This is a genomic window from Sulfitobacter sp. 1A13353 (genome assembly GCF_043557255.1).
GTDB classification, from domain to species: Bacteria; Pseudomonadota; Alphaproteobacteria; order Rhodobacterales; family Rhodobacteraceae; genus Sulfitobacter; species Sulfitobacter faviae.
In genome coordinates this window covers 81,596-99,569 of record NZ_JBIFFS010000004.1, presented here as the reverse complement: position 1 = coordinate 99,569, position 17,974 = coordinate 81,596, and the positions used below count along the sequence as shown (strand labels likewise).

Sequence of the window (17,974 nt, the reverse complement as noted above, 5' to 3'; positions counted from 1 at the left end):
TGATCAGAACAACCCTCGCAACCCTCATATCGCATTTGAGCGGCAATACAGAGGCACGGAAACCTCCGGTGGAGGAGGTTGAGCCCCTCTACCGATCCTATGCCTTCCCGACGGTTCCATCGAACACCGAGAGGCTCTTCAATGAGTCAGAGCGCAGGATCGAAGAGGAAAGGCCGCTACGGCTTTTGGATCTGCCGGTTCTTTGAAGTCCCGCCGGGCATGAGCCAGGTCAGCCATATGCAAAAGAGCCCAATGGCAATCATCGGCCAGAGCGTCCCGAAGGCATGAGAGCCAATGATCGACGGATTCTCGCAGACACCCTGATATTTGCACCGAATGCCGGATTCCAGTGTGAAGACCGGCCAGGCCGCCAAAAGCATCAACAGGCCAAAGAGGCCAACGATGCTTTGATACAGCCGGCGCAGCCAGCGCGGCGTTGGGTCCCAGTCTTGGGGCTTCGGGTCATCGTGCTTGAGAAAGTGTTTATCATCCATGCCACCAGACTATCCGCAAAGAGGTGGCATTCCAGAACCCACAGCCAGCGCATCGCGCCTTTATGTGGATAACTATCAACAATGTTTTTTCGCAGCACGTTGTACAGCATAGGCTGAAGTTGTGAAACGAGGAGTAAATGACTATGAAGACAGGTGGCAAAGACGTGATGACCAAGGAGCCTGAAGGAGGCCCTGCGCAGGCTGAAGGACCGAAAGTGATGCTCGAGATCCTGGACGGCAAGAACAGGATTGTGGCCTGTTTTCCAACGGATCGGCCGGACTGGGCTATCGACCAGTTCTTCCGCAACCGGGATAAGGCAGGGCATAAATACGCGACACGCGAGATCAAACCTGCTGTTGTCTGATTTCAGCAGTAACTGCGAAGGAGAGCGACATTGTCTAAACCCCAACAGCCCGACACCTCGGTCGATGACAATGCAGATATCGGGTACGATCCCAGCCTGATCAAAGTGCATGATACCCCGCCGTACTCTACGGATCACGTTGAGCATGGAAGGCCGCATCCCGGTCAAAACGAAGATCCGGTCGAACCATAAATAGCTAGGGCGGCGGGTATAGCCCGCCGCCAGCTTATTCATGCCGCTACTTCGACTTTTGTCTTTGCCTGATTTGACGACCAGATTTTCCCGGCACGGCGGATCTCAATGAGCTGGGTCACCAGACCAGCCCCGAAGTGTTTGTGCATCTGGGGCCCAGACTGATCCCCCGGACGCGATGTCATCTCTTTCAAGCTGCGCTGCGTGGTCTCCATGAGGCGCAGCCATGCTTTCAAAGCATCGCGCATCTCGATGTAGTCTTCCTTTGTTTTCAACTCGAGCTTATCAGCGAAGTAGGCAGACTGTTCTGCCTCGTTGGAGACCGTATACCAGCCCTTGAAGGCGGTCGCTTTCTGGAGCTCCATCATGGCAGCGAGGCAACCGGGGTAGCGTGCTGCCGCAGCCTTCATCTCTTCAGATACTGCAGGGAATGTTGTTTTCGTAGTTGTCGTCGTCATGTCCAAATTCCTTTTTTGTTGGACGCCGGGACCGCACCATTGCGGCCCGGCCTTAGGGTCACAGGGTGTGCGCCAGGTCGGCCATCTGGCCGGCATAGCGCCGCGAGGCCCGCAGGATCGAAATCAGGCGGGTAATGATGGCCCGGTTGCGCAGGCAAAGGCTGCGCGCGTCCGGGTCGCCGCCAGGGGCGCTCCAGCGCGCTTTGAGACGGCGCTGGCGGTGTTCGAACTCCTTGATCCAGCCCTTGAGAAGGAAGCGGTGAAGGAGATAGGCATCCTTATCGCCAGGAGGGCAGGCGCGCGTGAGCAGACCAAGGCGCGCCGCCGGGCTGTCATCCCAAGGGCGCAGGAGCCAGTAAAAGGCGATCGACAAATCGCTGTCGCTCATCTTGGGGTCGAGGTGCGGCAGCCAGGTCAGGCCGTGGCCGCCCTCGATGCGCATCTGAATGATCTTCTGCTTGTAGTGGCTCTTCATCCGCGAATGTTCGCGCTCGATCTTCCACTGTTGGCTGTTCTGGAAGGGTGCCTTTCTCATGCCGAGGCCCCCTTCATGATGTCAGCTTCCAGCTCCACGGCTTCTTTCTTGAGGCGCGCGAGGCGGGCCACGCGAGAGCAGTTTCGAAGCTGGAGCTCGGCTGCTTGTTTATCCTTGAGGTCTTTTTCGATCAGCGCAGTCCGCGCTTCGCCGGTGGCGTAGAACCACTCAGCAGGAAAGCTGTGGTCCTCACTGCTGGCGCAGCCCATGCAGGAGGTGTCCTGGGTGATGTGGAGCTTCGAGCCGATCTCCCAGCTGGCCACACCGTAACCGTGATGCTTGTTGTTGATGCGGCACCATTCGGAGAAGAAGCGGTCGACCTCTTCGTCGGCCCATTCCTTGGCACTGATCGCCAGATCAATGTGCTCTTGGGTCAGCTGGCGCCGGCCGGTGCTGTTGCAGGTCGTGCAAAGAGGCGTGCCCTCTGGGGTGTAGCCGCCACAATCTGGGCAATTGGAAAAATCGGTCATGCTTGAAGTCCTTTGAAAAGCTTGAGTTTGCGCAGGGCGCGGGGGGTATCGGCACGCGTGAAGGGCCCGAGGCCAATGGCCGTCAGGATCGGAGAGCCATCAAAGTCAGGCAGCTCCACATGGTCGCGGTCGATGATGGGAAAGCAGGGAATGCCCTGCAGGGAGAGCTGCTCGATCAGGAGCTGCATCTTCTGAAGCGATCCGCCATCGAGGCAGATCTTGGTTCCAGGGCTCAGACGGGCATAGGCATCGCCTTCAGGCTTGCCCAAAGCACCGATCGCAGCTGCGACATAGGCGTGACCACATTGGGCATTCGCCTTGCCTTGCGACATGGTGATATCTGTTCTGAGAATGGAATAGAGACGAAGATCGTCACCAATATGCCCTTCGACCTGAGCAGAACTCGGTGCCGGGATGGTGGTCTTCAGGTCGTGGGCAAACCCACGATATACATCGTCGCCCAAAGGCGCCGTGTCGTTCTTAGTGCGGAGTGAGACGCTGGTTTAATCCTTGCGCATGATCTGTCCTTTCAAATGGCCTGCGTTGGGGCAGGGGGTTCTGTTTGCCGTGTTCTGAATATAGGGAAGGCCTGAATTATGTAAAGAGGTCAATCCGTATTTTTCGCAGGCGCCTCTATATGGCTGCCATGAACTCTTCCTTTCAGCTCTGGAATTCGCAGCCCATTTCCTTCAGTGAAGCCTGTGTTGCTGTGTCCTCTTGCAGACACCACCAAAGCTTCTTATCCGGGTCCCAGCGGACATAGAAGTTTTCGCCGAAGAGTTCATTCTTCTCGTTGAGAAACCTCGGGTTTGAGGCGAAGTAGTAGCGTGGCTTGGCTTCGCTCTCTTCCCTCCTTTTCTGCTTTCGAGCCGCGTTTTGCTTCGCCCTCTTATCAGCCGCCTCCATGCGCTTACGAAAGGCAGGATCAGGAGGGGTGCTGGTGACGGTTCTCAGTGCTTCGGCAGGCGACCACGTTGAAATATCCACCTGCGAATACTGCGAGGTCCCAGGGCAGCTAAGCCGCTCATTCTTTTTTAGAAGTGCGCCGCTTTCGATGTCGTAAAGGTCGACCAGAACCTTGGGAGTGCCGTAGTATGGCGCCGGTGTCGTAAGTTCATCGACATGGACTACGCGAGCAACGGTTTTCCCCCACGTCTGACGCATGACCCAAAAGTCGACGTCCCCATTAAGAATATACATCTCGTAGATATTCACTTCGGCTTCCTTGGTCCTCGGTCCCTGACGGACCTCTCCCACTGGTGCTGTGTCCCAGAGTCTGTAAACAAGCATCTTCACAGTGACGCGTCGAAAGCACGCATCCCGCAGCCTCTTACTAGCCTCTATGGGCGTTACCTGGGTGTAGAGGAGAGATCGATCACGATGCTTGTCTTACTAGCGGCTCATCAATTCAGAGTGGTGACCCCGCTGGGCTCCGCCCCCAGACAACCGGTTTTAAAGACCGGGACTCTTCTTACGAGCTCCGGGGCCTCTCTGATACCACCTAGATAGAGCGCGTTTTTCGCAAGCGCAATACGTCATTATATTTTATTTTCGCATATATGCACACCGGTACAGCCGGTGTGCAGCCGGCAACACCTTTGAAGAGGTGTGAGAGGCAAGTCACTCCCGCCAGGGAATGACAGGCGGCAGCATTTCCGAAGGGAGTGCAAGAGCCTGCGAGAACCTTCACATTTAGGATTGCGCGCCTGATTTCCTGGCATAGCTGATCGCCAAGAAGACCGCACCAAAGGGTGCTGTCGAATATCCATGAGAAGAGAAAGCCAATGCCATCGACAGATAAACCAGATTTCGAACGGGGCCTTCCTGAGCAAAACACGCCTGTGAAAGACTTCATTACCAGCATCATTGGCGCCTGCTTCGTTCTGGGTTCCGTCTTTGTGATCACCCTCGGATTCGCCTGGGCAATTGGGGCTGATGTGCGCACATCTCGGACCAAAGCTGCTGAGAATTTCCTGAATGCGACCCGAGACAGCGGCGGTTTGCTCGAGGAAGGGATGATCTTGACCGGCCGCGGCGAGGATAAAACCATCGTGGCTATGGTGAGCGGTCGAAAATATCGCGACACACGTCGGACCAAGGTCACCTGCGTTTTCAGCCGGGATGGAGGCGTCGATGCCTATGCAGAAGTTCTTGTGAGCGGGCGTTGGAGCACCAATCTCTCGAACTACAAAGTGACCGGCAAGATCGACGAGGCGATCGCACGTTGTGCGCATTTCGAGATCGCGGCCGCGCGCGGCATGGAGAATGCGGTGAAGGATGGCTTTTGGAAATCCATCCCGGAATTCAAATACCACTGATATTGTGGAGCCAACACGCCATCGGCCTCCAGGAAGCATAGGACCACCTTCATGAGCGAAAAACGTATGGAAATTTGGGAGGTGATTGCGCGTATAGTGGCCTATATCGCAGTCGTCTATGGCATCATGTGGTTCGCTGGGGTCGAGATACGATCCCCCAAAAATAGGGCAGCCGACGTCTTCCTGGCAGCGACCGCACCCGGCGAAAAGCTCTTGGCAGAAGAGCGCATCAAGGTAAGGGCTGTTGGCGACATTAAAGTGGTGGCCTGGGTTGAGCATACTCAGCATGACACGTTCCGACCCATGAACGTTTCATGCGAATTTTACCCTGATGGCTCCATTGAAGCTCACTCGGAAACTGCTGTGACATTGCGCTATGCGTCTCAGGTCTGGGCCTATGACGTTACCTTCAGGATCGATGAGGAGATTACGCGTTGTCAACACTTCGAAACGGCTGCACGGAATGTCATTGAGGAAGTTGTTGCCAGGGGCTCGTGGAGAGCTATCCCCACGTTCAACTATGATAAGCCCCCGCACTGGTTCTGGCGCCGCGGGCTGTATTTATCGCCAAATATCTTTGGAAAGACTGAGCCGGACGCCGGTTGAGCACGATTTGGTTCAGAGCCAGCCCACAGAGGATCCCGCGTTCGCGGGCTCCCTCCAATTTATTGTTAGTATGGGATATTTGACGGAAAGGGGCGAAAGCCAGGTAAAGCAATAAGCACTCCGCGAGGATGGCAAGATGCAATATGCAACTGTGCAAAATAGGCATAGACCGGTGAGCAAAATGCACTTGGCTTCTGGTAGGGCCTGGGTGACACCGGAGCGCGCCTTTTTATGAGCCATAGCAAGCAGTGAAGCTTGAGGATCATGCGGTAAGAGACCGCACAAAGAACCTGTCTTTCAACTCCCTTCCCGGATGGTTATCGCCGCCCGAAGGCGGCGACGTGCCATCAAACTTAGACGATACCGGCAACCTGGAGGCAGGCAATGCTCTCATCAGTGAGCCCGATCGTATTCTGGACGTTCATGGCGAGCAGCTCATCCTGCAGCGCGCGCTTGCGGCGACGCAGGTTCGCGATCTCCGCGTTGAAGGCTTCGATTTCATCAGCCGTGTAGATGCCGGTGGTGACCTTTTCGTCGGGCATCGCATAGTGGTGCGTTTCCCGCGGCGAGTCTTTCAACTTATTCAAACGACCGGCCAGGACCTCAGGCTCCATACGCTGAGCGGAGGGCGCCACGAGATGGCGCAACATTGCCACGCGATCGTCAATCTCGGCAACCTCGGACAGAGCCGTATCGATCCCGGAAGTTGTGTTCGCAACGCCGACCTTACGACGGATGTCGTAGAGGGTCTTGGTCAGATCGTCCCAGGAGCGGCGCGCTTCAAGCGACTTCTCTTTGGTTTTCGCAATAGCATCTTCACCGACTTCAAACTCGGTGATATCGACGCGGGTAGGGGCTTCGAGAGCGCGGATCGCATTCTTGATCTCGTGCTGGATTGCATTCGCTTTGCGCAGATTAACTTCCATCTCTCTCGTCCCTCTTTGAATATCTCGGTCTGGCTTATCTAAGGCGTTGCGAAAAGCAAAGCAAGCATTGATTATCAATCAACAGGAGGAATACGAACTTGGACAGGTTTGGACATAAGTTTTTCATCTCGCTCTTCGTGAATGCGCTCTGCGTCTATCTCTTCGACATGGGGATCGCAGGAGCGCTCGTCACCTTTGGCTCGACCTTCCTGACAGTCTGAACGGAATCTTCTTTTTCGCGGGCTGCCTTCATATTGGAGGCAACCAAGGAGATCCAACTCATGTCAAAAGCCCCCGAGACTGACCGCGTCACTGTCAAACTGCCCTTTTCAGGGCTTTATAACACCATCCACGATCAAATGATGGATATCGCGCTGGAACAGATCAACACAGATGATGAGGGGGCAGAGCAGCAAGAGATCTGCAGCTCGAATGTGCGTTGGGCTGAGGTCCACCTTGCCTATGTCCAAGCCTACACCCAGAAGGCCGCGGGGATCTCCGATCTCGACATGTCTTTCCAGAAGATCATTTCCCCACGGGATTACGCGATGGGCAATGATGAAATTATCGTGACATATCCCCTGCGCGATCTCGAGGAGGCTTTCGCCTCGATGGATAATGCGCGCAAAGAAGAATGGCGTGACCGGGTCGAGGCAGAGCTTACCGAGCGTCCAGGCTTCGTTCCGTTCTCTAAATACCCAAAGGATGCAGATGACTGGGGCCCGGTCTCGGAATGGGATGATGCTCAGCGTGACCTCTTCTTTGATTTTCATGCCGCACCGCTGATCGGTGATGAGGCCGATATCGCAAATGACCTGTCAGACTTGATCGATGACCGGATCTGGCGTGCCGTCATCGACACAAGCCAAGTGCCTGGCCACGTCGATAATTACTCGCCCATAGCGGGCGTGTAACGAAGATACTCAGGGCGCCCTCAGGCGCCCTGGACCTCGCTCATCAGGGCTGTGGTGTCTCTTCAGGCTGATCGCCGGACCGCGCGCGAACAGCCTCTGCGCCCTCGCCCTCCATCCCATGTTTCGTGGCTGTCTCGGCCATAACAGAGATCAGTTTTTCCGCGCTGCAACGGCCTTCAAAGAAGACCATGCCAAGATGGGCGATCCGCGAAAGATCTGCGGCTACGTCCGAGGGCACAGAGCCAAAGCTTTCTCCGAAGACCGGCTTTTCAGGCGCCTCGCCAAGAAACCCATTGGCGCGATCAACGGCTTCATCATCGATGATCCGCAGGGTCGAGAAGGTGTCGACCACATCGCGGTTGAACTCAATCTCGGAAATCTCGCCGTCGGTGGCCTTGCAGCCGCGGTAGATGAAACGGTTGACGGTATCCGCAACGTCATCGACTTCGAAATCGATCTTGTCCGAAAGCCAATCGTCATAACCCAGGCTGGTGTCGTCATTGTCGACCTCATAGCGCCAATCCGCATGAGGGAAGAGCTTGTGGCCCTCTTCATCGTTCTTAAAGCTCTCAAGGTGCGCTTTGATCTTGTCAGTGAAGGTCATGGTTTCTCCATTATGCTGTTCCTCGAGCAGTTTATCCTGAAGGTCTGAAAACCCCTGCGACTTCGAACCGAGAGAGATCAGGTCAAATTCGAGCTCCGCAATATCGGAGGGCCGCAGAATGATCTCTGCTTCGCCGCGGTCGGCCAGGTAGGCGACGACCCTTGCTTTTGGGATGTCAGCACGAGCAACCCATGCTTCGCCTGAGCTGCGCGCGAAACTTTTCGCGAAACGTTCGGCAATCTTCGGATCGATGCTCCAGCTGTGCCCTGCGGTCACAGCTTCGCGCGCTGAGGTCTCATCCATGCCCTCGACACCGCGCCAGACCTGAATGACCTCAGGCATTGCCGCGAGCTGGGCGCGATCCCCTTCGCCCATCATGGCTTGAACACTGCCAATGTCCGCCTCGAGCATTTCCGCCCAATAGGGATCATCTTCAGGCAGATCGCTGTCGACCCAGACCTTGCGCACGAGCCGCCAGTATTCTTCGGGCTTGCTGTCGAAATGACCCTCGTTAACCAGATCCATCAGCGCTTCAGGCCGGTAGGGCTTTTCGTGCCGGAGCAGAAAGGAGTCTGTGTCTCCGGCCGCGAGCGCTGCCATGGCAGCCTCTTCACGCTCATGAAGCAGTTTCTCGAGAGGTACGGGGAACGCCAAAGGAAAGGGGCAGACGCAGAACTGATGGTGGAAGATGTAGATGCCGCTGTTGCCGGCCTCCATGCAATAGCGCTGCAGCACCGGCGACAGGTCGCCCGGCCCAGGGTAGATGCTATAGCCCTCCAAACCTGTCATTCCTCAGCCCGCCGCGGCCGCAAATGTTCGATTAAAGGTCTGCGCGGGCTCGGTTAGGCGATAGAGCGCCGCCGGACGCTTGCTGCCGGTCTTGCGCTTCTCACCGCTGTCCTCGATCATCTCGAGGGCATTTATCTTGCGACGGAAGGAGCTCTCATCGATCTTGGTGCCCAGAACGATCTCATAGGTACGCAGCAGCTCGGGCAGGGTGAAGAGATCATCCAGCAGGGCAGCGGGCAGGGAGGAATAGGCGCCCTTACCGCGCAGCCGCGCGACGGCATCGTCGATCATCTGCTTATGGTCGAAAGCGAGATCTGGCAGCCCTTCGACATCTGTCAGCATGACATGCGGGTCATCGGGCAGCTTTAGCTTCGCGCGCGGCACAAGCCCCAGATGGGCCACAGACACGGACCAGCCCCGCGGGTCACGGTCCGGGCCGGAGTAGGTCTGCAGCTGCTCGAGGTAGAGCGTCGGTAGCCCCGCCTTGTCACGCAGGATGCGCTGGACCGCCTCCAGCACGCCCGCATCTTCATTCTGGTGAATGTAGCCGCCTACGAGCGCCCAGCGCCCCTCAAAGGGCGCCTTGGGGCGGCGGTGCAGCAAGACCTTAAGGCATTCCTGCTCGATGGTCAGAAGCACCCCGTCGACAGTGCAGATCGGGTTGTACTCACGCTCATTCCGGGGCGGGGTCTCGGTCATCATATCTCCTCTCGATACACCTTTTCTGGTTCAGGGCATCAGTATTTTCGCAGGGTTATACAAGAGATAGGATAATAATTTGCATAATGCAAGTTAATTGCCTACGTTATCCTCAAACAGCCTAAAGGAGATCAAAATGGACCTCAATGCAGAGCAGATTCTAAACATGGGATTGCGGGATGCGTCCAAGATTTTCTCTGGGGATGAGAAGGCGGACAAAAAGTCTTTTCGCACTCTCGCGGCCCGCTGGCACCCGGATCATTGCCAGGATCCGAAGGCTGCCGATGTTTTTGCCAAACTGGTGACGCTCCGCGATGCGGCCCGCGGCGAACCCGCCATGCTGGTGACCCGATACATCTTCACCAAAGCCGACGGCCGACGACAGGCCATGCGCACCCTGTCAAAGCATGAGACCGACATCGGCACTTTGCTGGTAGGGCCCATCAGTGTTGCACAGATTTTTGATGCCGATCTTTTGGATATCGCGGAAGCTGAGCTGCACAATCTCTCGGGCTTCAAGTTTGCCGATACCAAGATGGAGGATCAGATGCGCAAGTTCCTCCCACGCAACAAGTCGCGCGTCGATCTGGTGGATGGCAAGACATTGATCACCCACAGCCGTCAGAACGGGGAGGTGCTACTGGCCGATCTGCTGTCAGGCGACGGGCCAATGGAACCTGTACACGCCGCCTGGCTTTGTTCGGGCCTGATGAACATCGCTGCTTGGCTTACCTGGGCTGGTAAAGTTCATGGCGCCATTGGTCCCGATACGGTCATGGTGGATCCCAAGACTCACGCGGTGCGCCTGGTCGCGGGCTGGGGCTTTGCCACAGATGTCGGGACGCGGCCGGTGTTGTTGCCAAACCGCAGCCTGCAGATCGCGCCCCAGATGGCCGTTAAAGACATGACCGCGGATCCGTCGCTTGATCTCGAGTTGATCCGCCGCACCACATGTGAGGCGATGGGGGCCGCCTCCTTGAGCCAGCTTTCCGGCCTGGGCCTGCCCGAGCCGATCCGCAACTGGCTGATGCTGCCGCCCGGCAAAGACGGGATCGCGGATTACAGCAAATGGCAAAAGGCGCTGACCGATGCCTGGGGTGTCCGGCGTTTTGCAAAATACACTGGAAATGGGGCGGGGGTCTACGCGCTCTAATTAACTTGCATTTTACAACTTGCAAAGTGCAAGTTAATATTCTATGCAGGATGTAAGACCAGAGAAAAGGAGATCTATCATGGGAAATGGACGCTGGGACAGCTCGGCATGGGCCGGCTACACCGCACAGAACACCGCGGGTAAATCGCAAAGCCAGATTTTCACATCGCGCAACATGAAGGACGAGTTCGACCCGTCGAAAATTGAATTCCGTGAAAGCCGGGATTCTGCGGACAACCCGCTGTCGACCCCGATCATCCTCGCCTCAGATGTGACCGGCTCCATGGGTATGATTGCCGAGAAGCTGATGCGCGACGGGCTCAACACCCTGGCGACCCAGATCTATGACCGCAAGCCGGTCACTGATCCGCATATCATGATCATGGGCGTGGGGGATGCGAAAACCGACCGGGCGCCATTGCAGGTAACCCAGTTCGAAGCCGATATTCGCGTCGCTGAACAGGCCCGCAAGCTCTGGCTTGAAGGGGCAGGGGGCGGCAACGGCGGGGAATCCTACTCATCGGCCCATCTTTTCGCCGCAACCAAGGTCCGCGCCGATGCGATCGAGAAACGCGGCCGCAAAGGCTATCTCTTCACCATCGGCGATGAACCGATCCACGATGGCATGACCAAAGCAGAGATCGAGCGGGTTCTGGGCATCACTGTCGAAGCGGATCTCTCGGCGGCCGACATCATCCGGATGGTTCAGCGCGATTGGGAAGTCTTCCACATCGCTCTCGTCAACGAGGGCTACTGCAACTGGGGCCAGAGCCGCGATCAGGTTCTCACGTCCTGGCGCCAGATCCTTCCTGAGCGCACCATTCAGCTTGAGGACGTCAACGCACTGGCTGAGACTGTCGTATCGCTGATCCAGGTGACCGAGGGCGCTATGGCCTCCGATGTGGCCGCCAGCTGGTCGGGTTCGACCGCACTGACCGTGGCCAATGCCTTGAAGGGCGTGCCGGCCAAGACCGGTCAGGGTCGCGGCGTCCAGCGGCTGTGAGTCAGTGGTCCGGGTGGAAACGCCCGGGCATTACGCCCTTGAAGGAGCATCACTGTAAGATTTTTCACAACCCTCTTGTAGGGTTGTGCCTTGCATAGACCGGAGCCAATCATGCCTGATCCCAAACACCCCGAAGCCTTCTCAGAAGAGGATTTCAACACCGTACCAGCCCTGGTTCTTCGGGAGCTTTCTAAGCGCGGTGGCGGGCTTCTCGACGGATCGCTGGAGCTGACCGATGAATGGGTCGCACCCTCGATGACCGAGGCGCTCTGGTCTGTGGTCATGGGAAATATCAAGGCACAGGACATCAAGTCCGATCCTGCAATTTCTGAGATGGCCGATGAAGAGCTTCAGAATTATGGAGCCGCAGTGTTCCAAAAAACGGCCCAGCGCTCGTGCGGCTGCCATGGCGCCTTCGGACCCCTGGGCGCCGCTGCCTGTGAGGCCCATGTCCTCACGATCGAGGATTGGATCCAGAGATATGAGCCCGAAGACGAGCCTGAAGATGAGATCGAGCTCGACTGAACTGGCAGAAAGGGATGCAGATGAAACGCATCAGAACGGCAACACGGGCCAGCATTGAGAAGAAGAAGGAAGAGCTTCAATCTCTCAAGGACCGCCTGACCAATGCTGATACCCCGCTGTATCAAAGGGTCGGCAACTTGGCCTTAGATACCGCCAAGAACACCGCAAAATCGAAATGGTCCAGGATGTATTCCATCTGGGGTATCGGTGGCATCGCCGTTGTCCAAGGGCTGCAATATGCAACGAGCGTCCTTCCGATCATGCCTCATCATCTCGATGATCCGGGCCAGGTCCTCGGTGAATATCAAGCTGCCCAAGCCGAATATCTCACGGGGGCTGCCGCGGGCAGCCAGATGCCACCGGAGGGCTCGGCCCTTGTGGATGACCTCTTCACAATGCGCAATCAGTCCTCCATGGAGCGCTATGCGGCATTCTACGACCGCGGCCTGGAAGATGCCCAGAACGGTGACATCACCCCACCCGAGATTGAGGCCGCTGCGCGCGTCCTGCGAGATTTCGAAACCAAATTTTCACAGCAATACCAGAAGTCTTTCGATGCCTTCCTCGATCTCGATCTTTCCCCGAGGAAGGCAAGGCAGGGGGCTAACGCGGCGCTCGTATATAGTCTGTTCTGCAAGGAAGCTTCAATGAAGGTCCGGAAGGACGGCACCCAATATCTCATTCTCGAGTTTGCGGGCCAAGAAGCCTGGTCTCTCTTTGTAGATGAGAAAATCCAGAACAAAGCAACGGATACCTTCATCGCTTCAATGGAAGATAGCTGGATTGAAGCAAGGGTATTGGAAGAACTCACCGGTGTGACGCCTGAAGACATCACGGCGAGCTTTGAGGGGGATCATCTGGTTCGGATTGCGGCGGGCAAGGCGGATTGGCGTATCTCAACCACAGACATACGCCTCGGCATCCCTACGTCTCCCGACAGCGACCTGACCACAGAAGATGAGACACCCACGCCATAATCTGAAGGGCTTCAATAGTCCGATCAGGCCCAATTCTCCCCGGAGCGAACATCTATGACCAAATGCCCCACCTGCGGTGCTGCATCTCCAGCTGCGAACCAAACCCCGCAAAACAGCGAGGCCGAAATCGTCCTGCGCATCCCCGAGCGCCACTTCCCCCTCATGCGTAAGACATTCCGCGAGATGGAAATGAAGCTTGGGATGTACGGTCTGGGGGAGCTGGCCAACACGCTGAAACCCTATGGGGCTTTCTTTAACAAGGACTTCGACAAGCTACGCTATTTCGACGATGGGGCTCTGGGCATGGTGATGCATGGGGTCACGGCCGGATACCCAGCTGCGGTTCGGATCACTGAAGAGGACGACAAACGCTTCGCATCTCCCGAGCGTGGGGAACGTGTGGCTGTCCATGTCGATTTTACTTTTCCCGATGGTCGTGTGAAGCCCATGGCGGTCGCTGAGCATGCGACACCAGAGGCCGCCGCCTGGTTCACCGACTATATCGCGGATCTTTGCGCGCGGCTGTCTCCCGCTGAGCAGAATGCGGTTCATCATGACACCCAAGAGAGTGAGGCCCTGAATGGGAAATGACATCCGCAAAGCCTATGGGATCATCGGCGCCGGCTGGGGCGATGAAGGCAAGGGGCTGGCCACAGATGCGCTCACTGCGCAGCTTGTAGAGCAGGGGCGCCATGCCACCGTTGTGCGCACCAATGGCGGCGCACAGGCGGGCCACGGCGTCACCATGGCTGACGGCCGCCACCATGTCTTCCATCACATCGGGTCCGGATCCTTCCGGGGCGCCGCCACCCATCTGTCCCGCTTCTTTGTATCTCATCCGATGGTCTTCTTTGCTGAGATCGAGGATCTCGCGCGCAAAGGCGTAAAGGATATTCAGATCACGGCCGATCCGCGCACAGCGGTAACAACACCCTGGGACATGGCCATCAATCAGGCAGCTGAGATTTTCCGCGGCGGTGATAAGCACGGATCTTGTGGTCTCGGCTTTGGTGAGACCTTGGAACGGCAGGAGCAGGGGCCAATGCTTTGCATGAATGACCTCTGGCGGCCTGACCTCGCACGATTTCTCGACGAGATTTCGAGTTCTTGGGTGCCGCAGCGCCTGGCAGCCCTTGGTCTCGATAGCATCCCAGACCATTTAAAGCCTGTTCTCGGCAACGCCCCAGAAGTCGTTGAGCGATTTTATGACGATCTGCGCCACTTTACGCAGTATGTCTCGATCATGTCGGATAGCGCCCTGGGCGATCGCGATGCCATTGTCTTTGAGGGCGCCCAAGGGTTGCAACTCGATATGGACCTCGGAGAATTCCCTCACGTGACGCGGTCGCATACTGGCGCCAAGAATATGGTGGAGATCGCTCGAGACGCCGAGATCACCGATCTCGAGATCATCTATATGACCCGGGCCTATGCAACGCGACACGGGGCAGGGCCGTTCCCGCTCGACCGCGGAACGACGCCCTTGCCCGGCACTGAGGTGATCGACCGCACCAACAGGCCAAACGAATGGCAGGACGCCATCCGTTATGCACCTCTGGACCTCCGAGAGCTGGACCGCATCATCTCGGCCGATCTCGCGCGCTGTGCAGGGCAGGGCGTAGGCATTGATCATGGCCTGGGGGTCACCTGCCTCGATCAGCTGGGCGATAAGATCGAGATCTCGGTGATGGATATGGGAGAGGGGCCCTTAGTCTCAGAGATTGACACTGAGAACCTCGCCGAGGTTATCGGAGGTCTTTGCGGGCATGATCTCAAGCTCAAATCAGAAGGGCCCTGCCGCGAGAATGTTGAGATCACACTGCGAAAAGCCCTGGGAGTGGAGGAGCCCTGTCCTTGACAGGACGCCTACCTTAGGCGGGTGCATTCCCGATCTGACGTTCGTAGCTGAAGCGCGAAAACTCCCGATAGGCCAAAGCGCCCAGTGAGAACAGGGCCATGAAGGCGCTTGGCCAGGCGCCAATCATCACCGCAAAGAGGCCCCAGGTACATTCCCCGGCCGCGCAGGCGAGGGTGAGCTTGCCGCGGCTTAGAAATGCGACACCGGTATTGATGGCCGCACCGCCGATGAAGGGGAGGGTATCGGTCATTGTGATCTGCCCTGCGGCGACAGCCATAAAGGAGGCCGGAATCGCCGCAATACAAAGGTACCATGCGACATTTGCAGTACGTTTGTGCCCATAGAGCGCACCCCAGATCATCACGCAGGCAAGAGAAAGGCTGGCGACCGAGGTCCACTCACCGAGCATCACAAAATAGCTGGTCCAGAACAGGCATGAGATGACGTTCAGAACCCGCAGGCGGTGGTCATCACGCAGCATGTAACTGGTGATGCTGATGGCAATCGCGAGATAGCCGATGAGGGTTGCTGTGATCATACTGCCTGTGGACTCGTTCTTCTCATCTCGATTGGTGCCGCCAGTATAGGGATGGCTTGCGATAATCCAGAGGTTCAAAGAAGTTTTAAGCCTCGCTGGGCAGAATTATTTCTACAGCGACAGGTTGCCCCAACAAGAAGTGCGAATATATATACTTTAACACAGAGGGGGTTTTTCGCAATGCCGAGACAACATGAGTATGCCGAAGGCACATCGCAGATGCGGGAAAAGGATGCGGAACGCACGCGGCGTTGGAAGAAAAGAGGGGATGCAATCGAGTATCAACTCATTCGTGGACCGGTTGGGTTTGTGTTGCAGGCAGCCACTCTAATCATTTTCGTAGCCTCTTTCTACTTGATGCAGCTCGACGCTCAGAACGAGCGCGAGGCGGCTTTGCTCGATATTGAGACTGAGTGTCTCGAACAAGGGGGCACGTTCACGTTGACACGAAGTGCGGTCAGTAATGACGCGGCCTACTGCAGGATGGATGGAGAGCTGATTTATAGGGTTGATGGGCTCGCAGGGCCCGTGAACGAGTTCGAAAAGATCCATTTTTTGACGTCAGCTACAAAGTAAACGAGGGCGCAGTATGTGTTACGCTGAATATTTGATCCTTTTCACTGTCAGCTGTTTTGCCGCCGCTCTTGCAGTTGCATCACTCTCGGCTGAGACTCTGGTCTTTCTTATCGCGGTGACGATCCCAATCGGTTCTGCAGTGATCGGCGCAGCAAGCTACAAGTTTCTTAATCAGAAACGGCTGCGCAAAGAGATGAAGGCGCGCTACCTCGCCACGGAAGCCAAATATTACGCCCTTAAAGACCGTCGAGACGATCTTGCGGCCGTGCGGGTCATTGGCCGCAGTCTTGGCTTGGAAGAGGCCGCTTATCCTTTCGTTGATCGCTGCCGCCAGATTGATGCCGCCCGAGAAGAGATCCCCTCAAGCCAGCTGGTCTGCATCGACCATATGGAGCGCACAGTTTTGAAGCTTATGCAGACAGCGGCGCAGCACGCGGATCAGATGAGCGATGGCACACGCGCCGAAATCGAAAGCAGTTTGAACGCCGGCATCGCGCTCATGGATGCATCGCTAGGCAAGATCACCCTGAGCATTGAAAAGGAGGTCACCACCTCCGCACAGGCACTCTCGATGCAGCTGAACCGCATGGTGAATGTGCCGCGCTGATCTTCAGCAGGCAGGGCCCTTCAGTGGGCCCGGCGTGCAAGATGGGTTTTGATGCGCTTTTCAATGAAAGCACGCCAATCCCGCCCCCGGTCCATATTGGCCAGGCGCACATTGGCCAGTTCCCGCATCTGCCCTAGCTCAGGCGCGCGCCACACCAATCGGTCAAGCACCGGCAAAAGCCGTGGCGTGCCGTTCTGCCGGAGCGTCACCGCATAGAACCTTGGCGCGCAGTCACTGCAGATCACAACGAGACGATGTGCTGAGTGGCCATCGCTCACCTTGATTGTAGATGCACCATCAAGAGTGAACTCATGAACGGCATCTCCTGTGAGGGTCGCGGCCATCGGTCCGCTGATCCAATCAGCTTGGTAAAGATCGACCTCACGCAAGCCCAGTTCTGCTCCGGCGCGTAGTTTGGTCAACACTGCTTGCTCGATGCGCATGGCGTCGGGCCGGCCGAGGGCAATGCTGCTATATCTCAGGATCGCGACACAAAGTCCGGCAAGCAGGAGCACTTCAAGAAAAAGCATGAGGAGGTCTCTTTTATCAGATCAGTTAAGCAGCAGGGTAGAGCGTGTTCCCTCATCGAAAAATGTAGAACTTCTGTTATCCACATGTTTGGACTGGCTTAGGGTGATATTAGATGTGCGAAAATAATTCTTGACGGACTTGACGAGCCGTGCGAAAAAGAAATCCAAATCAAAGGAAGAAAATCATGTTCCGTTTTCAGGAAGAACAATTCGGGTATCGAGAGACGCGCTGACGCCAGAGTTCAGTTTCGCGCCCGATACCCATGCACCCGCCCCTGAGGCGGGTTTTTTTATGCCCTTACGTCTCCTTAGTTCACCCGGTTAGAACAGCCGCCTTTCAAGCAGCAGAAACGAGTTCGAGACTCGTAGGAGATGCCAAAATCACAACCACGTCCGCATAGTTCAATTGGTCAGAATACCGGGACCTCACCCCGAAGACGCGAGTTCGATCCTCGCTGCGGATGCCAAATTCAGGAGACCAAGATGCTGTCCATGCTGAGCCGTTTCAAACGACGTTCCCCAGATCCGGAGCTGCCCCGCTTCCCCGATCGGGGCGAAGCAGCTGCATGGATGCGCAGCAAGGTTCTTCAGACACGCCAGAGATCAGATCAAGATGCACAGCGCCTCTTTGATCCTACATCCGGAGATTATCTACCCACATCGGTCCACATAGGATCGTATTTCGATGAAGAAGCCCTGGCTTCATACCGAACCCTCAAAGCCGAGTTTCCTGATCTGGTTGCGGCTTCTCTCAATGAGTCAATGGCATTCTGCGTCTCGCGCATCGCGGACCCGGAAGACCTGCAGGCTCACGCACATCGAATTGGCGTCTGAAAG

Annotated in this window: 25 protein-coding genes and 2 tRNA genes; 16 read left to right on the top strand and 11 right to left on the bottom strand. The window is 56.5% G+C overall.

What is annotated here, in order from left to right:
- Positions 1–176: 176 nt before the first annotated feature.
- Positions 177–494 carry a hypothetical protein gene (locus ACGYLO_RS11090; protein WP_394376506.1) on the bottom strand — a complete coding sequence of 106 codons (318 nt, stop codon included), beginning with the start codon at positions 492–494 and terminating at the stop codon, positions 177–179.
- A gap of 137 nt (positions 495–631) precedes the next feature.
- On the opposite strand from ACGYLO_RS11090, the gene ACGYLO_RS11085 reads away from it, so the two are divergent.
- Positions 632–859: a hypothetical protein gene (locus ACGYLO_RS11085; RefSeq protein ID WP_273055629.1), complete on the top strand. Its 228-nt coding sequence runs from the start codon at positions 632–634 to the stop codon at positions 857–859.
- A gap of 230 nt (positions 860–1,089) precedes the next feature.
- On the opposite strand, the gene ACGYLO_RS11080 is transcribed toward ACGYLO_RS11085, so the two are convergent.
- The 5 genes from ACGYLO_RS11080 to ACGYLO_RS11060 form a co-directional block, all read right to left on the bottom strand.
- The gene (locus tag ACGYLO_RS11080; protein ID WP_273055625.1) at positions 1,090–1,509 is read right to left on the bottom strand and encodes a hypothetical protein; all 420 of its coding nucleotides are present in this window, start codon (positions 1,507–1,509) and stop codon (positions 1,090–1,092) included.
- Between the two features lie 58 nt (positions 1,510–1,567).
- A complete protein-coding gene (locus ACGYLO_RS11075; RefSeq protein ID WP_394376505.1) occupies positions 1,568–2,044 on the bottom strand; it encodes a hypothetical protein in 477 nt (158 codons plus the stop codon).
- On the bottom strand, positions 2,041–2,514 hold the full coding sequence (locus tag ACGYLO_RS11070; protein ID WP_273055622.1) for a hypothetical protein: 474 nt from the start codon (positions 2,512–2,514) through the stop codon (positions 2,041–2,043). The genes ACGYLO_RS11075 and ACGYLO_RS11070 overlap by 4 nt, the downstream gene beginning before the upstream one ends.
- Positions 2,511–2,978 (bottom strand): peptidyl-tRNA hydrolase, encoded by a 468-nt coding sequence (locus tag ACGYLO_RS11065; protein ID WP_394376504.1) that lies wholly within the window; start codon positions 2,976–2,978, stop codon positions 2,511–2,513. The genes ACGYLO_RS11070 and ACGYLO_RS11065 overlap by 4 nt, the downstream gene beginning before the upstream one ends.
- Positions 2,979–3,174: 196 nt before the next feature.
- Entirely contained in the window at positions 3,175–3,729 is a 555-nt protein-coding gene (locus ACGYLO_RS11060) for a hypothetical protein (RefSeq protein WP_394376503.1), read from the bottom strand.
- A 569-nt stretch (positions 3,730–4,298) separates the two neighbouring features.
- Here ACGYLO_RS11060 and ACGYLO_RS11055 point away from each other — a divergent pair.
- Complete coding sequence (locus ACGYLO_RS11055) at positions 4,299–4,832, top strand: hypothetical protein (RefSeq protein ID WP_394376502.1); 534 nt, start codon at positions 4,299–4,301, stop codon at positions 4,830–4,832.
- 51 nt (positions 4,833–4,883) lie between these two features.
- A complete protein-coding gene (locus tag ACGYLO_RS11050) occupies positions 4,884–5,438 on the top strand; it encodes a hypothetical protein (RefSeq protein ID WP_273055614.1) in 555 nt (184 codons plus the stop codon).
- Positions 5,439–5,791: 353 nt separating this feature from the next.
- On the opposite strand, the gene ACGYLO_RS11045 is transcribed toward ACGYLO_RS11050, so the two are convergent.
- Complete coding sequence (locus ACGYLO_RS11045) at positions 5,792–6,364, bottom strand: hypothetical protein (protein ID WP_273055613.1); 573 nt, start codon at positions 6,362–6,364, stop codon at positions 5,792–5,794.
- A 98-nt stretch (positions 6,365–6,462) separates the two neighbouring features.
- Here ACGYLO_RS11045 and ACGYLO_RS11040 point away from each other — a divergent pair, with 98 nt between their 5' ends.
- Positions 6,463–6,585, top strand: a complete 123-nt coding sequence (locus tag ACGYLO_RS11040) for a hypothetical protein (RefSeq protein WP_394376501.1) — start codon at positions 6,463–6,465, stop codon at positions 6,583–6,585.
- A gap of 60 nt (positions 6,586–6,645) precedes the next feature.
- The gene (locus tag ACGYLO_RS11035) at positions 6,646–7,278 is read left to right on the top strand and encodes a hypothetical protein (protein ID WP_394376500.1); all 633 of its coding nucleotides are present in this window, start codon (positions 6,646–6,648) and stop codon (positions 7,276–7,278) included.
- Positions 7,279–7,321: 43 nt separating this feature from the next.
- Here ACGYLO_RS11035 and ACGYLO_RS11030 read toward each other — a convergent pair whose 3' ends face one another.
- Positions 7,322–8,671: a hypothetical protein gene (locus ACGYLO_RS11030; RefSeq protein ID WP_394376499.1), complete on the bottom strand. Its 1,350-nt coding sequence runs from the start codon at positions 8,669–8,671 to the stop codon at positions 7,322–7,324.
- A gap of 3 nt (positions 8,672–8,674) precedes the next feature.
- Positions 8,675–9,370: an NUDIX domain-containing protein gene (locus ACGYLO_RS11025; RefSeq protein ID WP_273055609.1), complete on the bottom strand. Its 696-nt coding sequence runs from the start codon at positions 9,368–9,370 to the stop codon at positions 8,675–8,677.
- A 136-nt stretch (positions 9,371–9,506) separates the two neighbouring features.
- Between ACGYLO_RS11025 and ACGYLO_RS11020 the strand changes: the two genes are divergently transcribed.
- The 6 genes from ACGYLO_RS11020 to ACGYLO_RS10995 all read left to right on the top strand — a co-directional run bounded on the left by ACGYLO_RS11020 (position 9,507) and on the right by ACGYLO_RS10995 (position 14,886).
- Positions 9,507–10,523, top strand: coding sequence for a J domain-containing protein (locus ACGYLO_RS11020; RefSeq protein WP_394376498.1), 1,017 nt, complete (start codon positions 9,507–9,509; stop codon positions 10,521–10,523).
- Positions 10,524–10,602: 79 nt separating this feature from the next.
- A complete protein-coding gene (locus tag ACGYLO_RS11015; RefSeq protein WP_394376497.1) occupies positions 10,603–11,526 on the top strand; it encodes a hypothetical protein in 924 nt (307 codons plus the stop codon).
- A 111-nt stretch (positions 11,527–11,637) separates the two neighbouring features.
- Positions 11,638–12,051 (top strand): hypothetical protein, encoded by a 414-nt coding sequence (locus ACGYLO_RS11010; RefSeq protein ID WP_394376496.1) that lies wholly within the window; start codon positions 11,638–11,640, stop codon positions 12,049–12,051.
- A gap of 20 nt (positions 12,052–12,071) precedes the next feature.
- Complete coding sequence (locus ACGYLO_RS11005; protein ID WP_394376495.1) at positions 12,072–13,028, top strand: hypothetical protein; 957 nt, start codon at positions 12,072–12,074, stop codon at positions 13,026–13,028.
- A 54-nt stretch (positions 13,029–13,082) separates the two neighbouring features.
- Positions 13,083–13,619, top strand: coding sequence for a hypothetical protein (locus tag ACGYLO_RS11000; protein ID WP_394376494.1), 537 nt, complete (start codon positions 13,083–13,085; stop codon positions 13,617–13,619).
- Positions 13,609–14,886, top strand: a complete 1,278-nt coding sequence (locus ACGYLO_RS10995) for an adenylosuccinate synthetase (RefSeq protein ID WP_394376493.1) — start codon at positions 13,609–13,611, stop codon at positions 14,884–14,886. The genes ACGYLO_RS11000 and ACGYLO_RS10995 overlap by 11 nt, the downstream gene beginning before the upstream one ends.
- Before the next feature lie 13 nt (positions 14,887–14,899).
- Here the strand turns inward: ACGYLO_RS10995 and ACGYLO_RS10990 are convergent, their stop codons facing one another.
- Positions 14,900–15,424, bottom strand: coding sequence for a YgjV family protein (locus tag ACGYLO_RS10990; protein WP_394376492.1), 525 nt, complete (start codon positions 15,422–15,424; stop codon positions 14,900–14,902).
- Between the two features lie 180 nt (positions 15,425–15,604).
- Here ACGYLO_RS10990 and ACGYLO_RS10985 point away from each other — a divergent pair, with 180 nt between their 5' ends.
- Positions 15,605–16,000 (top strand): hypothetical protein, encoded by a 396-nt coding sequence (locus ACGYLO_RS10985; RefSeq protein WP_394376491.1) that lies wholly within the window; start codon positions 15,605–15,607, stop codon positions 15,998–16,000.
- 13 nt (positions 16,001–16,013) lie between these two features.
- Positions 16,014–16,607: a hypothetical protein gene (locus ACGYLO_RS10980; protein WP_394376490.1), complete on the top strand. Its 594-nt coding sequence runs from the start codon at positions 16,014–16,016 to the stop codon at positions 16,605–16,607.
- Between the two features lie 20 nt (positions 16,608–16,627).
- On the opposite strand, the gene ACGYLO_RS10975 is transcribed toward ACGYLO_RS10980, so the two are convergent.
- Positions 16,628–17,137: a hypothetical protein gene (locus ACGYLO_RS10975; protein WP_394376489.1), complete on the bottom strand. Its 510-nt coding sequence runs from the start codon at positions 17,135–17,137 to the stop codon at positions 16,628–16,630.
- A 302-nt stretch (positions 17,138–17,439) separates the two neighbouring features.
- Between ACGYLO_RS10975 and ACGYLO_RS10970 the strand changes: the two genes are divergently transcribed.
- The 3 genes from ACGYLO_RS10970 (at position 17,440) to ACGYLO_RS10960 (ending at position 17,971) form a co-directional block, all read left to right on the top strand.
- Positions 17,440–17,515, top strand: a tRNA-Glu gene (locus ACGYLO_RS10970).
- A 13-nt stretch (positions 17,516–17,528) separates the two neighbouring features.
- A tRNA-Glu gene (locus ACGYLO_RS10965) sits at positions 17,529–17,604 on the top strand.
- 16 nt (positions 17,605–17,620) lie between these two features.
- Positions 17,621–17,971: a hypothetical protein gene (locus tag ACGYLO_RS10960; protein ID WP_394376488.1), complete on the top strand. Its 351-nt coding sequence runs from the start codon at positions 17,621–17,623 to the stop codon at positions 17,969–17,971.
- Positions 17,972–17,974 lie beyond the last annotated feature (3 nt).

Coding starts and splice junctions, on each gene's coding strand:
- ACGYLO_RS11075 (WP_394376505.1), bottom strand. CDS start 2,044: ATGAGAAAGGCACCCTTCCAGAACAGCCAACAGTGGAAGATCGAGCGC.
- ACGYLO_RS11005 (WP_394376495.1), top strand. CDS start 12,072: ATGAAACGCATCAGAACGGCAACACGGGCCAGCATTGAGAAGAAGAAG.
- ACGYLO_RS10995 (WP_394376493.1), top strand. CDS start 13,609: ATGGGAAATGACATCCGCAAAGCCTATGGGATCATCGGCGCCGGCTGG.
- ACGYLO_RS10975 (WP_394376489.1), bottom strand. CDS start 17,137: ATGCTTTTTCTTGAAGTGCTCCTGCTTGCCGGACTTTGTGTCGCGATC.
- ACGYLO_RS11035 (WP_394376500.1), top strand. CDS start 6,646: ATGTCAAAAGCCCCCGAGACTGACCGCGTCACTGTCAAACTGCCCTTT.
- ACGYLO_RS10960 (WP_394376488.1), top strand. CDS start 17,621: ATGCTGTCCATGCTGAGCCGTTTCAAACGACGTTCCCCAGATCCGGAG.
- ACGYLO_RS11090 (WP_394376506.1), bottom strand. CDS start 494: ATGGATGATAAACACTTTCTCAAGCACGATGACCCGAAGCCCCAAGAC.
- ACGYLO_RS11055 (WP_394376502.1), top strand. CDS start 4,299: ATGCCATCGACAGATAAACCAGATTTCGAACGGGGCCTTCCTGAGCAA.
- ACGYLO_RS10980 (WP_394376490.1), top strand. CDS start 16,014: ATGTGTTACGCTGAATATTTGATCCTTTTCACTGTCAGCTGTTTTGCC.
- ACGYLO_RS11025 (WP_273055609.1), bottom strand. CDS start 9,370: ATGACCGAGACCCCGCCCCGGAATGAGCGTGAGTACAACCCGATCTGC.
- ACGYLO_RS10990 (WP_394376492.1), bottom strand. CDS start 15,424: ATGATCACAGCAACCCTCATCGGCTATCTCGCGATTGCCATCAGCATC.
- ACGYLO_RS11020 (WP_394376498.1), top strand. CDS start 9,507: ATGGACCTCAATGCAGAGCAGATTCTAAACATGGGATTGCGGGATGCG.
- ACGYLO_RS11000 (WP_394376494.1), top strand. CDS start 13,083: ATGACCAAATGCCCCACCTGCGGTGCTGCATCTCCAGCTGCGAACCAA.
- ACGYLO_RS11010 (WP_394376496.1), top strand. CDS start 11,638: ATGCCTGATCCCAAACACCCCGAAGCCTTCTCAGAAGAGGATTTCAAC.
- ACGYLO_RS11080 (WP_273055625.1), bottom strand. CDS start 1,509: ATGACGACGACAACTACGAAAACAACATTCCCTGCAGTATCTGAAGAG.
- ACGYLO_RS11070 (WP_273055622.1), bottom strand. CDS start 2,514: ATGACCGATTTTTCCAATTGCCCAGATTGTGGCGGCTACACCCCAGAG.
- ACGYLO_RS10985 (WP_394376491.1), top strand. CDS start 15,605: ATGCCGAGACAACATGAGTATGCCGAAGGCACATCGCAGATGCGGGAA.
- ACGYLO_RS11030 (WP_394376499.1), bottom strand. CDS start 8,671: ATGACAGGTTTGGAGGGCTATAGCATCTACCCTGGGCCGGGCGACCTG.
- ACGYLO_RS11085 (WP_273055629.1), top strand. CDS start 632: ATGACTATGAAGACAGGTGGCAAAGACGTGATGACCAAGGAGCCTGAA.
- ACGYLO_RS11045 (WP_273055613.1), bottom strand. CDS start 6,364: ATGGAAGTTAATCTGCGCAAAGCGAATGCAATCCAGCACGAGATCAAG.
- ACGYLO_RS11050 (WP_273055614.1), top strand. CDS start 4,884: ATGAGCGAAAAACGTATGGAAATTTGGGAGGTGATTGCGCGTATAGTG.
- ACGYLO_RS11015 (WP_394376497.1), top strand. CDS start 10,603: ATGGGAAATGGACGCTGGGACAGCTCGGCATGGGCCGGCTACACCGCA.